Here is a 14002-nt window from a genome sequence, read left to right as displayed (position 1 = left end):
AGCTCCTACCTGTAGGGCATGACCGCTTCCGTACTCGCCCCCTCCCTGCTGGACGCCGCCGGCGTCGATCCCGAACGCGCTCGCGAAATTCTCGGCGAGGCCCTGGCCGGGGCCGACGACGGGGAGCTGTTCCTCGAGCGTTCCGAAAGCGAGGCCTTCGTCTTCGACGACGGTCGGCTGAAGACCGCCAGCTACGATTCGGGGGAAGGTTTCGGCCTGCGCGTGGTGGCCGGCGAGACCGCCGGCTACGCTCACGCCAGCGAGATCAGCGAGGCGGCGATCCGCCGCGCGGCCGACTCGGCCAAGCTGGCCCGCCGCGGCTACGACGGCGTCGCCGCGGACGCGCCGCGCGCCACCAACACCAAGCTCTACGGCGAAGACGACCCTGTCGCCTCGCCCGGCTTCTCCGACAAGGTCGCCCTGCTGCAGGAGATCGACGCCTTCGCCCGCGCCCGGGACCCGCGGGTGGTCCAGGTCATGGCCTCGCTGGCCGGCGAGCGGCGGACGGTCGAAATCCTCCGCGCCGATGGCCGGCTGATCCGCGATGTCCGACCGCTGGTGCGGGTGAACGTCCAGGTCACCGTCGAGCGGGACGGCCGCCGAGAGACCGGCACGTCGGGCGCCGGCGGCCGCGCCGGGTTCGAGGCCTGGATCTCGCCGGACAAATGGCGGGAGCAGGTCGACGAGGCCCTCGCCCAGGCGATGGTCAATCTCGACGCGGTCGATTGCCCGGCCGGCGAGATGGACGTCGTCCTTGGCCCGGGCTGGAACGGCGTGCTGCTGCATGAGGCGGTGGGCCATGGCCTGGAGGGCGACTTCAACCGCAAGGGCCTGTCGGCCTTCTCCGGACGGATCGGCGAGCGGGTCGCGGCGCCGGGCGTAACGGTCTTCGACGACGGCACGATGGCCGGCCGCCGGGGGTCGCTGACCGTCGACGACGAGGGCACGCCGACCGAGCGGACGATCCTGATCGAGGACGGCATCCTGGTCGGCTACATGCACGACCGCATGTCGGCCCGCCTGATGGGGATGGCGCCGACCGGCAACGCCCGCCGACAGTCCTACGCCCACATGCCGATGCCGCGAATGACCAACACTGGCATGCTCGGCGGCTCGACCCCCCAGGCGGAGATGATCGCCTCCACCAAGCGTGGGCTCTACTGCGCCAAGCTCGGCGGCGGCCAGGTCGACATCACCAACGGCAAGTTCGTGTTCCAGTGCGTCGAGGCCTGGCTGATCGAGGACGGCAAGCTGACCAAGCCGGTGAAGGGCGCGACCCTGATCGGCGACGGCCCCAGCGCCCTGACCCGAGTGACCATGATCGGGGACGACTTCGCGATCGACCCGGGCGTGGGCGTCTGCGGGAAGGCGGGGCAAGGCGTGCCGGTCGGCGTGGCCCAGCCGTCGCTGAAGATCACGGGCCTGACGGTCGGCGGCACGGCTGTCTGATCGCCGACCACCTTTCGCCGATTTAATCCAGATTTCAGCGTTGTAACGTGTCTCGGGGGGAGACGCGCGTCAGCCTCCGCTCCGAAAGAGGCCTGGGGAGAGCCTCGGGGAGCGCGCTATGAGCTATCTGTTGCTGGCCGCCGCGGCGATCGCCGCACCGGCCGAGACACCGCCCGCGGAAACGCAGGCGCAGGGCGTGATTTCGTATCCGGCCGCCTTCTTCGCCGACGCCCAGCCCAACACCGCCAACGACATGATCGCTCGCCTGCCGGGCTTTGCGCTGGACCAGGGCTCGGGCGTCCGCGGCTTCGCGGGCGCGGCGGGAAATGTGCTGATCGACGGCGACCGGCCCACCAGCAAGAGCGACGACCTGCAGAACATCCTGCGCCGCATCCCCGCCAGCCAGGTCGAGCGGATCGACGTGATCCGCGGCGGCGCGCCGGGCATCGACATGCAGGGCAAGACGGTCCTGGCCAACATCGTGCGCAAGGGCGGAGCCTCGACCACGGGCCTGATCTCGGTGGTCAACAACTTCATCTACGACGGCCGCAACAACCCCGGCATCCGCCTGGAAGGCACGCGACGGGGCGACGGCAAGGCCCTGGAAGGGTCGCTGGTGATGGCCGGGTTCCTGGACGACGGCGCGGGAGACGGCCTGCTCGTCCAGCGGGACGGCGCCGGCGCCCTGATCGACCGGGCCGACATGCAGGTCGAGGGCGACGGTCTCCAGGTCGTCGGCACCGGCGCCTTCGAGACGCCGCTGGCCGGCGGCAAGTTCCGGGTCAACGGCAGGCTCTTCCTCGAGCGGTTCTTCTACGGCGAGCGCGACGCGTTCGACTCCGGAAGCCTCGTCGAGAGCCGCGAGCACGACGAGGAGCTTCGCGGTGAGGTCGGCCTGCGCTACGCCCGTGACCTGGGACCGCGCACCAAGATCGAGACGCTGTTCCTGCAGCAGCTGGAGTCGCAGGACTTCAAGGCGCGCTATGATGCGGACGGGGATGCCGAGCGGTTCGCCAACAGCCGCAAGCTCGGCGAGAGCATCGGTCGCGCCTCACTGAATCATCGCCGGTCCGACCGTCTGTCGTTCGAGACCGGCGGCGAGGCGGCGTTCAACTGGCTCGAAAGCCAGACCGACTACTCGATCAACGGCGCGCCGGTGGTCCTGCCGGCCGCGAAGGTTCGGGTCGAGGAACGGCGGGCTGAGCTGTTCGGCCAGGCGACGTGGAAGCCGGTTCCCACGGTGACCCTGGAAGGCGGGCTGAAGTACGAGACCTCGCGCATTCAGTCGGAAGGCGACGTGGTCCTGGAGAAGTCGCTGTCCTTCGCCAAGCCGAGGGCCGTGGCCACCTGGTCGCCGAACGCTTCCAACCAAATCCGGGTGCGGCTCGAACGGGAAGTGGGCCAGCTCGACTTCGACGACTTCGTCGCCAGCTCCGAGATCTCGAACGGCGGCGCGGTGACCAGCGGGAACCCGAACCTGAACCCCGAACAGGCGTGGGTCGCCGCGGTCGCCTACGAGCGCCGGTTCTGGGGCAGCGGCGCGATCACCCTGACGCTGAGCCGGTCCGAGCTGACCGACGTCATCGATCGGGCCCCCGAGGTGGTCGTCAGCACCTGTCCGCTGCTGCAGAACGGCCAGCGTGACGTGACCTCTCCGGCTTGCACCCGGTTCGACCGGCCGGACAACATCGGTGACGGGACCCGCAATCAGGCGCGGGTCGACTTCAATCTGCCGCTGGGCCGGATGGGCATCGCCGGCGGGACGTTGCGCGGCTTCGTCGTGTGGCGTGACTCGGAAGTGACCGATCCGACCACCGGCGAGATGCGTCGCGTCACCGGGGAGCGCCCCCGGGAATGGGAGCTGCATTTCAGCCAGGATCTGCCGCGCTGGAAGCTGAACTGGGGCGTCGACGTGTTCGGCGACTGGAAGGAGACCTACCACCGCTACAACCGGGTCACGGACGTGGAGCTGCGGGCCTTCGTCACGCCCTACGTCGAGTACAAGCCCCGGCCCGATCTGCAGTTCCTGCTGCAGCTGCAGAACTTCACCCAGCGCGATCTTGTTCGTATCCAGGAGGTCTACGCGGGGCCGCGCGGAAACTCGCCGCTGCAGCTGCGCGAAAGCCGCCAGTACGAGAACGGCATGATGGTCTACGTGCGGGTGCGCAAGACCTTCGGCTGATCGGTTTTCCGGGCGTCGACCGTCTCAGGGGAGCCTGCGCGACGTCCTGAAAGCAGAAGGCCCTCGGGGGATGCTCCCCGAGGGCCTTCGTCGTTTCGGCTATGGCGGTCCGCTAGTTGTGCGGCTTGGCCTGACGCTCGATGTCCACCACTTCCGCCGGCGGGTGGTTCGCGGCCTCGTTCGCGCCGTGCGCCCAGTGCTTGATCAGGAAGCTGATCAGGACGAAGGCGACGCCCACGCCCACGCCGGTCCAGCCGAGCATGTTGAAGCCGCTCAGCGAGGTCTCCAGCGCGCCCTTCGGATCCAGCACCTGGCCGCCGACCGTTTCCGAGCCCAGCGCGCCGGCGATCATGCCGCCGATGAAGTGAGCGATCGAGCTGGACAGGAACCACACCGCCATCATGAACGACACCACGGAGGGCACCGACAGCTTGGTGATCTCCGACAGGCCGACCGGCGACAGGAACAGCTCGCCGGTGGTGTGCAGCAGGTAGAGGAAGCCCAGGACGAAGAGGGGCATCTGGTAGGCCGGATTGATCAGGCCGGCCTTCGCCGCCCAGACCACGACCAGGAAGCCGAGGCCGACCTGCAGAAGGCCCAGGCCGAACTTCATGACCGGGTTCGGATCGCGCTTGATGCGGCCGAGGAACAGCCACATCGCGGCGAAGATCGGCGCGAAGATCAGGATGAAGCCGGCGTTGAACGACTGCGTCTGGGACGCGGTCAGGCCCATGTCGATCCAGAACACGTCCTTGGGCGAACCAGCCGCCTGGTACATGTGATGGCTGGCGAGCAGCACTTTGTGTCCGAGGAGCTCGAACGTCATCGGCGCGCTGATCAGCGACAGGTCGACGTTGCGGTCCGCGAACAGGTTCAGCGAGGTGCCGGCCTGTTCGAACAGAGTGAAGAACACCACCGAGCCGAACACCAGGACCAGGGCGAGCAGCATGCGCTCGCGTTCGATCTTGTTGCACTTCACCGCAACGAACCAGCCGACGTAGGCCAGCGCCGCGGCCGTGCTGACGATCAGCGCCGTGCCGACGAGGGCATGGCTCTGAACCAGCAGCCAGACCACGCCGACGCCCAGAAGACCGCAGATGTAGATCAGGCCTTCACGGTTGACCGGTCCGGCGACCCGCTTGGCGAGGAGCGCCGGGTTCGGCGGCTCGCCCTTGCCGTCGAGCAGCGGCTTGCCGAGCACGAAGACGATGAAGCCGATCAGCATGCCGACGCCGGCCAGGCCGAAGCCCGCCCACCAGCCGACGTTCTGACCCAGCAGGCCGCAGAGCACCGAAGCCCAGAAGGCGCCGAGGTTGATGCCGTAGTAGTAGAGGGTGAAGCCCTGGTCTCGTCGGGGATCGCCCTGTGGGTACAGCTGGCCGACGATGGTCGAGATGTTCGGCTTCAGGAAGCCGACGCCCATGATGATCAGCGAGATGGCGAGGTAGAAGATGCCGACGTACGTCTTGTCGCGCTCGGCCTTCATCTCGTACTTGCCCTTCTCGATCGTCGCCGGAAGCGGCGCGTCGGCGGGCAGGTTCTTGATCGCCAGGGCGCCGTGCTCGCCGGGGCCGAAGGCGTAGGTCTTGTCGCCGATCTTGACCGACGACGCGCCGTCGTTGACCACCACCTCGTACGCCGCGCCCTGGTAGTTCAGGGTCTGCGTCGCGGGGCGTCCTTCGACCGCCATCATGCCGTGGCCGGCGACCAGCAGCAGGGCGCCGAAGGCGATCGCCTTGCGGGTGCCGAGGTAGCGGTCCGCCAGCAGGCCGCCGATCAGGGGCAGCAGATAGACCAGCGAGGCGTAAGAGCCGTAGACGCCGCTGGAGAACTCGTCGCTGAAGAGGAAATGCTGCGTGAGATAGAAGATCAGCAGCGCGCGCATCCCGTAATACGAGAAGCGCTCCCACATCTCCGCGAAGAAGAGGATGATGAGCCCCCTCGGTTGGTTCCGCATCTGCAGAAGAACCGGAATGCCCGTCGCCAGGGTGATGAGCACCCCAAGCGCGATGACGATGTTAATCATAGCCTACCCTGGTTATGTAGCGGGGAGGTCGGCAAGATTCCCCCTCGGCCGCCCCGAATTGCGCGGGAGAAAATCACGCGCCGGGCCGTTTCACAAGCAAGCGCTTTCCCCGAGCGACGTTCAAGGAGCCTGAATGGGTCGTCGAGCGTTACGCGACGGGAGGTTCGCCATGTCTCAAGTCGGTTCCCGCTTCAGCCTTTCGGCCGTTCCCGGACGGGTGCGTGTTCTGTTCGAGGGACACGAAGTCGCAGACAGCGCCAGGACGCTGGCGCTGACGGAAACCGGCCGAAAACCGGTCTTCTACTTCCCGAGGGAAGACGTGCAGATGTCGGTCCTGAAGGCCAACGGCCATGTCACGATCAACGCCGATCTAGGGCGGGCGGCGTGGTTCACGATCATGCGCGACGCCAAGATCGTCGAGGACGTGGCCTGGGCCTACGACCAGCCGATCGGCGAAGCCGAGCTGATCGCCGGCTATGTCTCGTTCCGGCCGGAGCACGTCGAGTTCGAGACGGAAGGACTGGTCAACCCGGTGCTGCACGTCCCGCCGATGGACCCGCCGTACGCGGACTAGGGGCGGGGGTGCGGCGCATTCTTCGACACTCAGTACGGGGACATGCTCCGCGAAGCGGTGCGTGTCCTCCTAACTCAGCACCATGGAACGGGGACACGCACCGCTGCGTGGAGCATGTCCCCGGCTGACTCAGTAGGCGCAGTCGACGAACACGCGGTTGATGTCGCCCTTCCATTCGCCGTGGAACTTTTCCAGCAGGCGTTCAGCCGGGGTCAGGCCGCTGTCGGCGATCTCATGCAGTTCGCCGAGGTAGGTGGTCTCGTCGATGAAGCCGCCGTCCAGTCGGGCGCGGTTCTTCAGGCCGGCGTGACTGATCGCCAGCACGTCCTTGGCGATGTCCTGGACCGTGCGGCCGCCGACCGTGGCCTTGAGGCCCAGGCGGTTGACGTCGCGCCGCAGGGTCTCACGCTCCTCGGTCGACCAGTCCTTGCAGAGATCCCAGGCGGCGGCCAGGGCCGCATCGTCGTAGAGCAGGCCGGTCCACAGCGCGGGCAGGGCGCACAGCCGGCTCCAGGGCCCGCCGTCGGCGCCGCGCATCTCCAGGTAGGTCTTCAGGCGGACTTCCGGGAAGATGGTCGTGGTGTGGTCGGCCCAGTCCTTCATCGTGGCGCGGCCCTGGACGCCGTCCAGCTTGCCCTCGATCAGCTCGCGGAAGCTCTTGCCGGACGCGTCGACATAGAGGCCGTTGCGCTTGACGAAGTACATCGGCACGTCGAGCGCGTAGCGGGCGTACTGTTCGAACCCGAAGCCGTCCTCGAAGACGAAGCCCAGCATGCCGGTGCGGTCGGGATCGGTGTCGGTCCAGACGTTGGCGCGGGCCGACAGGAAGCCGTTCGGCTTGCCCTCGGTGAACGGCGAGTTGGCGAACAGCGCCGTGGCGATCGGCTGCAGCGCCAGGCTGACGCGGAACTTGGCGACCATGTCGGCTTCGGAGGCGAAGTCGAGGTTGGCCTGCACCGTGCAGGTGCGCAGCATCATGTCCAGGCCCAGCTTGCCGACCTTCGGCATGTAGGCGCGCATGATGTTGTAGCGCCCCTTGGGCATGATCTCCGCCTGTTCGCGGGTGATCGTCGGGTGGAAGCCCAGGCCCAGGAAACCGAGCCCCAGCTCGTCGGCGACCGTCTTCACCTCCTGCAGGTGGTTGCCGGTCTCCTCGCAGATCTCGTGCATCGAGTTCAGCGGCGCGCCGCTCAGTTCGAACTGGCCGCCGGGCTCCAGGCTGACGTTGGCGCCGCCGCGGTTCAGGCCGATCAGCGTCTGGCCGCCGTCGGGGCGGTCTTCGAAGACCCCCTCCCAGCCGAACCGCATCAGGCCCTTCAGCATCGCCTCGATGCCGTCCGGGCCGTAGTAGGGCACGGTCTCATGGGTGTTCAGACGGAAGCCGAACTTCTCGTGCTCGGCGCCCACGCGCCATTGCTCGGCGGGCTTGCAGCCGGCGGCGAAGTAGTTCGCCAGGTCCTCGATCGTCAGGGGCCGGTCGTCAGTCATCGTTTCGGCCATTCAATGCCTCCCCAGGCTTCACATACACACAGAACGCACGCCGTTCGCATCTGGCTGAGGAGGCCCATTTCCCCGACCGGCGGCGATCTTTACGCTGTTCAGCAGGTGGGAGACAAATGCTCCCGTCTCAAGAGGGTGTGACCCAATCTCCGATCGCGGCCTGCCAGAGCGCCAACGCGGCGATGGCGGCCGTGTCCGCGCGGAGGATGCGGGGGCCGAGCGACACCGGCGTGACGAACGGCAGGCCGCGCAGCCGTTCGCCCTCCTCGGGATCGAAGCCGCCCTCGGGACCGATCAGCACGGCCCAGCTGGAACCGCCCGCGGCGCGGACCGCGTCCAGGGCCGGCGGGAGGCCGCCGGTCTCGTCGCAGAACATCAGCCGGCGGTCGGCGTCCCAGCCGTTGAGCATGCGGTCGAGCTTTTCCGGCGCGACGATTTCCGGCACGTCGAGGCGGCCGGTCTGTTCGGCGGCCTCGACGGCGATGGCCTGCAGACGGCCCACATTGGTGTGGTCGGCGTTGGTCCGACGTGTGACGACCAGCCGCACCCTGCGGGCGCCCAGTTCGGCCGCCTTCTCGACGATCGTCTCCAGCCGGCCGCGCTTGACCAGGGCGACGACGAGGTCGAGGTCCGGCGGCGCGACCTGCGGCCGGGTCCGGGCCCCGACCAGCAGGCGGACGTTGCGCTTGCCGGCCTCGACCAGGGTGGCGCGCCACTCGCCGTCGCGGCCGTTGAACAGCAGGATCTCGGCGCCGACGGTCAGGCGCATGACCGCGGTCAGGTAGCGGCCCTGCTCGGGGGCGGGGACCACGGCCTCGCCGGCGATCAGGTTGTCGGGAACGAACAGTCGGATCATCGCCTTCTTCTAGCGCGACAAATGCCGTCGTGTTTAGGTTCATCCATGTCAGACAAGACCTATGACAAGACCCTGGAGAAGCTGCAGGTCGCCCTGGTGCGCTGGCAGCAGCTGGCCCTGGAGCGCGGCGACAAGGTCCTGGTGATCTTCGAAGGCCGTGACGCCGCCGGCAAGGACGGCTCGATCAAGAGGATCGTCGAGCATCTCTCCATCCGCGCGACGCGGGTCGTGGCCCTGCCGAAGCCGACCGAGACCGAGCGGACGCAGTGGTACTTCCAGCGCTACGTCAGTCATCTGCCGGCGGCCGGCGAGCTCGTGATCTTCAACCGCTCCTGGTACAACCGGGCCGGGGTCGAGCCGGTCATGGGCTTCTGCACCAAGGCCGAGCACGAGATCTTCCTGAAGGACGTTCCCGGCTTCGAGGCGATGCTGGTCGAGAGCGGCGTCACCGTGATCAAGCTGTGGCTCGACATCGACAAGGACGAGCAGGAGAAACGGCTCGACGCGCGGCGCAGCGATCCGCTCAAGGCGCTGAAGGTCAGCGCCCTGGACGCCGTCGCCCAGGAGAAGTGGAAGGACTACTCCAACGCCCGCGACAAGATGCTGATGCGGTCCAGCACCGAGCTGACGCCTTGGGTCTGCGTGCGGGCCAACGACAAGAAGACCGCGCGCCTGAACATCATTCGGCAGCTCCTGCAGCAGATCGCGCCGTCGGACATCCGCAAGGGCGCGGGCAAGCCCGATCCCGCGGTGGTCTTCCCTTTCGAGGCGGAAGCGCTCGGCGACGGACGACTGGCCCGCTGAGGCGTCAGCCCGCGTGCCAGGCCCAGGCGGTCCGGACGATCCCGTCCAGGTCGTAGGCCGGCCGCCAGCCGAGTTCGGCGACGGCGCGCCGGTTATCGGCGACCAGGACGGGGGCGTCGCCGTCCCGGCGCGGCGCTTCGGCGACGGCGATATCCCGTCCAGAGACGCGCCGAACGGTCTCGATCAGTTCGCGCACCGTCGTGCCGACCCCGCCGCCGAGGTTGAAGGCGCCGCCCGGGCCGCCGGCGAGGAGACGCCGCAGCGCCAGAACATGGGCGTCGGCCAGGTCGAGAACGTGGACGTAGTCCCGCACCGCCGTGCCGTCGCGGGTGTCGTAGTCGGTCCCGAAGACCGAGAAACCGTCTCGTCGGCCCAGCGCCGCCTCGATCAGCAGCGGCAGCGCGTGCGTCTCCGGCTCGTGGCGCTCGCCGATGCGGCCGAGCGGATCGGCTCCGGCGGCGTTGAAGTAGCGCAGGGCGATCGAGCGGAAGCCTGACAGCCGGTCGAGATCGGCCAAGGCCTGCTCGACCATCAGCTTGCTGCGGCCGTAAGGGTTCAACGGCGCCTGGGGATGATCTTCATCCATCGGCGTATAGGCAGGCGCGCCGTAGGTGGCGCAGGTCGAGGAGAAGACCATCGCCTTCACGCCGGCGCGGCGGGCGGCGGCGATCAGCTGCAGGCTGCCGCCGACATTGACGTCGTAGAAGTCGCCAGGCCGTTTCATGGACTCGCCGACCTCGATCAGGCCCGCGAAGTGCAGGACGGCGACAGGCCGATGTCTCGCGAACGCCGAATCGAGCTGCTCGGCGTTCCGGACGTCGCCGACCTCCAGCGGCCCCCATTGCACGAAGGCCTCGTGGCCGTTCGAGAGGTCGTCGAACACGACGGGTTGAAAGCCGGCTTCGGCCAGCCTCAGACAGGCGTGCGAGCCGACATAGCCGGCGCCGCCGGCGACCAGGACGACGGGGGCGTCAGCCGCGTTCGAGGAAGACGACATTGTCGTTCTCGTCCTTCAGGACGAAGCCAGCCGCGGCGAAGCGTGCAAGCATCTCGCGGTTCGGGGCCTCGCCGACGATCTGCGGGTGGGTCTCCATCACGATCCGGTCGAAGCCGGCGAAATGCTCCGTCGGCAGGCTGATCTCACCGCCCTCGATATCAATGATCAGTGTGTCGGGCGTGAAGGCCAGACGCTTCCTCAGACTGTCGATCGTCTGGGCCTCGACCTCGATCATCTCGCCGTCCTGGTGGGCCGTCGAGCTGGCCCAGAACTCGGCCGACAGGGTGAAGCGAATGGTTCCGTCCTCGGGCGCCACGGCGGCGTTCAGCAGCGGCACGTCGGCGGCGCCGTTCAGGTCCAGGTTCTTGCGGATGAGGTCCAGCAGGCGCGGATTGGCCTCGACCACGGCGTAGTCGCGAACGCCGATGTTCCGCCGGTTGTGGCAGGCCAGGAAACCGACGCCGGCGCCGATCTCCAGCACCCGGTGGTCGGGGCGGATGTATTTGGTCGCCAGGTCCGCTTCGGCGCGCTCGTAGCGCCGGGACATGGCGAAGAACATCTTGTCGGTCACCGCCGGATGGCGTGTCCACAGCTTCAGGCCGAGATTTTCGATCTCCGGCTTGTCGTTGAGCAGGCGGAAGAGACGGTTGCGCAACCGCTGGCGCGCGCGCTTGATGAAGGACATGTCGGCCTTGGGAAAATGATCGGCCGCAGACTAGTTTCCCCCGACGATATTGCAACGCCCGCCGCCCGACTATACCTCCGCGGTTCCCTTAAGAGACGCCGTCCATGTGGCCGTATCCGATCTTCGTCGTGAACATGAAGCACCACGCCGATCGGCGTGAGGCCGCGGCGGCGCAGCTCGCCCGCGTGGGGCTGACCCCGACCTTCTTCGAGGCCGTGAATGGTCGCGAGATGCCGGCCGAGGACGTCGCCCTTCAGGACGTGCCGGGCCGGTTGCGGCGGGCTGCCAAGCCGCTGATGCCGGGCGAGATGGGCTGCTACCTCTCGCACTGGCGGATCTTCGAGAAGATGGTCGCCGAGGACATCCCTCAGGCGCTGGTTCTGGAAGACGACCTGGTCGTCGCCGACGAGCTGCCCAAGGTTCTGGAGGCGCTGACCCGCGAAGGCTTGCCGCCGTACGACCTGATCAAGCTGGCGATCAGCGAGGTCGGACTGTCGCGGTCCTACGACACGCTGGTCGACCTGACGCCGGAGTCCAAGCTGGTCCGGCACCACAACGTCTGCAACTCCACCGTCGCCTATGTGATCACCAAGGCCGGGGCGCAGCGGTTCCTCGAGTACGGCATGCCGATCCGCTACCCGATCGATGTGGCCATGAACCGCTCCTGGCGGCACGGGCTGAACATCCTGGGCGTCCGTCCCTGGCCCGTCTTCCACGACCACGAGTTCGAGTCCGTGATCGGGCAGGAGCGGTTCAAGAAGGAGGACGAGCTGGAGGACAAGGGGTCGCTCCTGCAACAGCTCGAACGCCGCTTGCGCAAGGGCTACGACAGCATCGCCAAACGCGCCGACGTCCGCAAACGCCTCCGTCAGGACGCCGAGTGGAAGCGACGGACCGAACACTGAACACGCGGAAGCCAGACACCATGCGAATGACCTTCCGCCAGCGCGGCGACTGGGTGGCCCACGTCCTCAAGGCCGGGTTTCAACGGCATCATCAGGAACTGCGGCCGTTCTTCGCGCCCTACATTCCGCAGGACGCCGTGGTCATGGACATCGGCGCCCATGCCGGACAGTTCGCGCGGTTGTTCGCCGACATGGCTCCGAGGGGCAGGGTGTGGTCGTTCGAGCCGTCCGCTTACGCCCGGTCGGTGATGACCGCCGCCGCCCGAATCCGCCGGATCGAAAACGTTACGCTCGTGCCCATGGGGCTGTCCGACGCGCCTGGCGAGCTGGTGCTGCATACTCCGGTCAAGCAGGCCGGCGGGCTCGGCTTCGGCGTCGCGCATCTGGGACAGGACGACGGCTCGCGGCCGACCGTCGACCAGGTCGTCAAGCTGACCACTCTGGACGGTTTCGTGGCTGACAACGGCCTGGAGCGGATCGACTTCATCAAGGCCGATATCGAGGGCTGGGAGCTGCACGCGCTCCGCGGCGCCGAACGGTCGCTCGAGCGGCACCGGCCGCCGCTGTTCGTCGAGGTGAACGACGCCCACCTGGCGCGCGCCGGGACGAGCGCTCAGGGCCTGTTCGACTGGCTCGCCGAGCGAGGCTACGCCGCCTTCTCGGTCCCGGATCTGCGCCCCGTGACGGCCTACGCCGAGCCGGATGACTATCTCTTCCTGCAAAACGAGAGGCGCGGATAATGGACCTCTCGGCGAAACAGGCCCGGCGCATCGCGCTGGCCGCCCAGGGTTTCGCCGAGGCTCGCCGGCACGATGCGCCGGGCCGCCGCCAGTTCCGCCAGATCGCCCAGAGGCTGGGCGTGATCCAGATCGACAGCGTCAACGTGGTCACGCGGACGCACTACCTGCCGGCCTTTTCGCGGCTCGGCGACTATCCGCGCGAACTGCTGGAAGACGAGGCGTGGGGCCGTAAGCGCAGCCTGTTCGAATACTGGGGCCACGAAGCCTCTCTGATGCCGATGGAGCTGCAGCCGCTGTTCCGCTGGCGGATGGCCCGGGCGGCGGCGGGCGAGACCTGGAGCGGCCTGGCGAGGTTCGGGCGGGAGCGCCGCGACTACATCGACAACATCCTGGCCGAGATCGAGAAACGCGGGCCTGTGACCGGCGGCGACTTCGCGACCGGGCCGCGCGGCCAGCCCGGTTGGTGGTCCTGGTCGGACGGCAAGCGGGCTCTCGAATGGCTGTTTTGGACCGGACAGCTGACCACCCACACCCGCCGAGGCTTTGAGCGGGTCTACGACCTGACCGAGCGGGCGTTGCCCGACACTGTCGTCGGCGCGCCGACGCCGACCGAGGCGGACGCCCAGCGCGAGCTGGTCCGCCGCTCGGCCGCGGCCATGGGCGTGGCGACCGAGGCTGATCTGCGCGACTACTTCCGCCTGCCGCTGGACGGCGCCCGCCGCGCGGTGAAGGACCTGGTCGAGGCTGGGGAGCTCGTCCCGGTAAAGGTCGAGGGCTGGGCCAAGCCCGGCTATCTGGTCGCCGGAACCAGGATCCCGCGCAGGATCGACGCCCACGCCCTGCTGTCGCCGTTCGACAACCTGATCTGGTTCCGCGACCGCACCGAGCGTCTGTTCGGCGTGAGGGTCCGGCTGGAGATCTATACGCCCGCCCACAAGCGGACCCACGGCTACTATGTGCTGCCGTTCCTGGAGGGCGACACGATCACGGCCCGGGTGGATCTGAAAGCCGATCGTCAGGCGCGGGTGCTGCGGGTCCAGGCCGCCCACTCGGAGCCGGACGCCGGTCCGGATACGCCCGCGCGGTTGGCGGCGGAGCTTCGGCGGATGGCGCGTTGGCTCGATCTCGACGCGGTCGAGGCCGTCCAGAAGGGGGACCTGGCGGCGCCTCTGAAACAGGCGCTGGCGAATTTGTGAGCAGGGTGCGACCGCCTGACCGGTTCGCATGGCCTTTGGCTTAGGTTAAACGCACTACCCACTGGCCGCGCGGGGGCGCTACCGGGAG

12 protein-coding genes are annotated in these 14002 nt (G+C 68.0%); 7 read left to right on the top strand and 5 right to left on the bottom strand.

The window, feature by feature from the left end; genetic code table 11:
* The first annotated feature begins 18 nt into the window (after window positions 1-18).
* A complete protein-coding gene (gene tldD / locus CSW64_RS18460; RefSeq protein WP_099623473.1) occupies window positions 19-1449 on the top strand; it encodes a metalloprotease TldD in 1431 nt (476 codons plus the stop codon).
* Window positions 1450-1567: 118 nt separating this feature from the next.
* Entirely contained in the window at window positions 1568-3631 is a 2064-nt protein-coding gene (locus tag CSW64_RS18455) for a TonB-dependent receptor plug domain-containing protein (RefSeq protein WP_099623472.1), read from the top strand.
* 112 nt (window positions 3632-3743) lie between these two features.
* On the opposite strand, the gene CSW64_RS18450 is transcribed toward CSW64_RS18455, so the two are convergent.
* A complete protein-coding gene (locus tag CSW64_RS18450; RefSeq protein WP_099624340.1) occupies window positions 3744-5654 on the bottom strand; it encodes a peptide MFS transporter in 1911 nt (636 codons plus the stop codon).
* A 172-nt stretch (window positions 5655-5826) separates the two neighbouring features.
* Here CSW64_RS18450 and CSW64_RS18445 point away from each other — a divergent pair, with 172 nt between their 5' ends.
* Entirely contained in the window at window positions 5827-6231 is a 405-nt protein-coding gene (locus CSW64_RS18445) for a DUF427 domain-containing protein (RefSeq protein ID WP_172448622.1), read from the top strand.
* A gap of 129 nt (window positions 6232-6360) precedes the next feature.
* Here CSW64_RS18445 and CSW64_RS18440 read toward each other — a convergent pair whose 3' ends face one another.
* Complete coding sequence (locus tag CSW64_RS18440) at window positions 6361-7731, bottom strand: glutamate--cysteine ligase (RefSeq protein WP_099623470.1); 1371 nt, start codon at window positions 7729-7731, stop codon at window positions 6361-6363.
* 127 nt (window positions 7732-7858) lie between these two features.
* Complete coding sequence (locus tag CSW64_RS18435) at window positions 7859-8587, bottom strand: 16S rRNA (uracil(1498)-N(3))-methyltransferase (RefSeq protein WP_099623469.1); 729 nt, start codon at window positions 8585-8587, stop codon at window positions 7859-7861.
* Between the two features lie 45 nt (window positions 8588-8632).
* On the opposite strand from CSW64_RS18435, the gene ppk2 reads away from it, so the two are divergent.
* Entirely contained in the window at window positions 8633-9391 is a 759-nt protein-coding gene (ppk2, locus tag CSW64_RS18430; RefSeq protein ID WP_099623468.1) for a polyphosphate kinase 2, read from the top strand.
* A gap of 4 nt (window positions 9392-9395) precedes the next feature.
* Here the strand turns inward: ppk2 and galE are convergent, their stop codons facing one another.
* On the bottom strand, window positions 9396-10388 hold the full coding sequence (gene galE, locus CSW64_RS18425; protein WP_099623467.1) for a UDP-glucose 4-epimerase GalE: 993 nt from the start codon (window positions 10386-10388) through the stop codon (window positions 9396-9398).
* The gene (locus CSW64_RS18420) at window positions 10363-11073 is read right to left on the bottom strand and encodes an FkbM family methyltransferase (RefSeq protein ID WP_099623466.1); all 711 of its coding nucleotides are present in this window, start codon (window positions 11071-11073) and stop codon (window positions 10363-10365) included. The genes galE and CSW64_RS18420 overlap by 26 nt, the downstream gene beginning before the upstream one ends.
* Window positions 11074-11177: 104 nt before the next feature.
* Here CSW64_RS18420 and CSW64_RS18415 point away from each other — a divergent pair, with 104 nt between their 5' ends.
* Genes CSW64_RS18415 through CSW64_RS18405 form a run of 3 tightly spaced genes read left to right on the top strand, consistent with a single transcriptional unit; the run spans window position 11178 to window position 13914 of the window.
* The gene (locus tag CSW64_RS18415) at window positions 11178-11978 is read left to right on the top strand and encodes a glycosyltransferase family 25 protein (protein WP_099623465.1); all 801 of its coding nucleotides are present in this window, start codon (window positions 11178-11180) and stop codon (window positions 11976-11978) included.
* Between the two features lie 20 nt (window positions 11979-11998).
* Entirely contained in the window at window positions 11999-12718 is a 720-nt protein-coding gene (locus tag CSW64_RS18410) for an FkbM family methyltransferase (protein ID WP_099623464.1), read from the top strand.
* Window positions 12718-13914, top strand: a complete 1197-nt coding sequence (locus CSW64_RS18405; protein ID WP_099623463.1) for a winged helix-turn-helix domain-containing protein — start codon at window positions 12718-12720, stop codon at window positions 13912-13914. Before CSW64_RS18410 ends, CSW64_RS18405 begins: the two co-directional genes overlap by 1 nt.
* Window positions 13915-14002: the final 88 nt, after the last annotated feature.

This window comes from Caulobacter mirabilis (assembly GCF_002749615.1).
GTDB lineage: Bacteria > Pseudomonadota > Alphaproteobacteria > Caulobacterales > Caulobacteraceae > Caulobacter > Caulobacter mirabilis.
The sequence above is the reverse complement of the archived record's forward strand: the minus strand, read 5'-3'. Positions and strand labels throughout refer to the sequence as shown.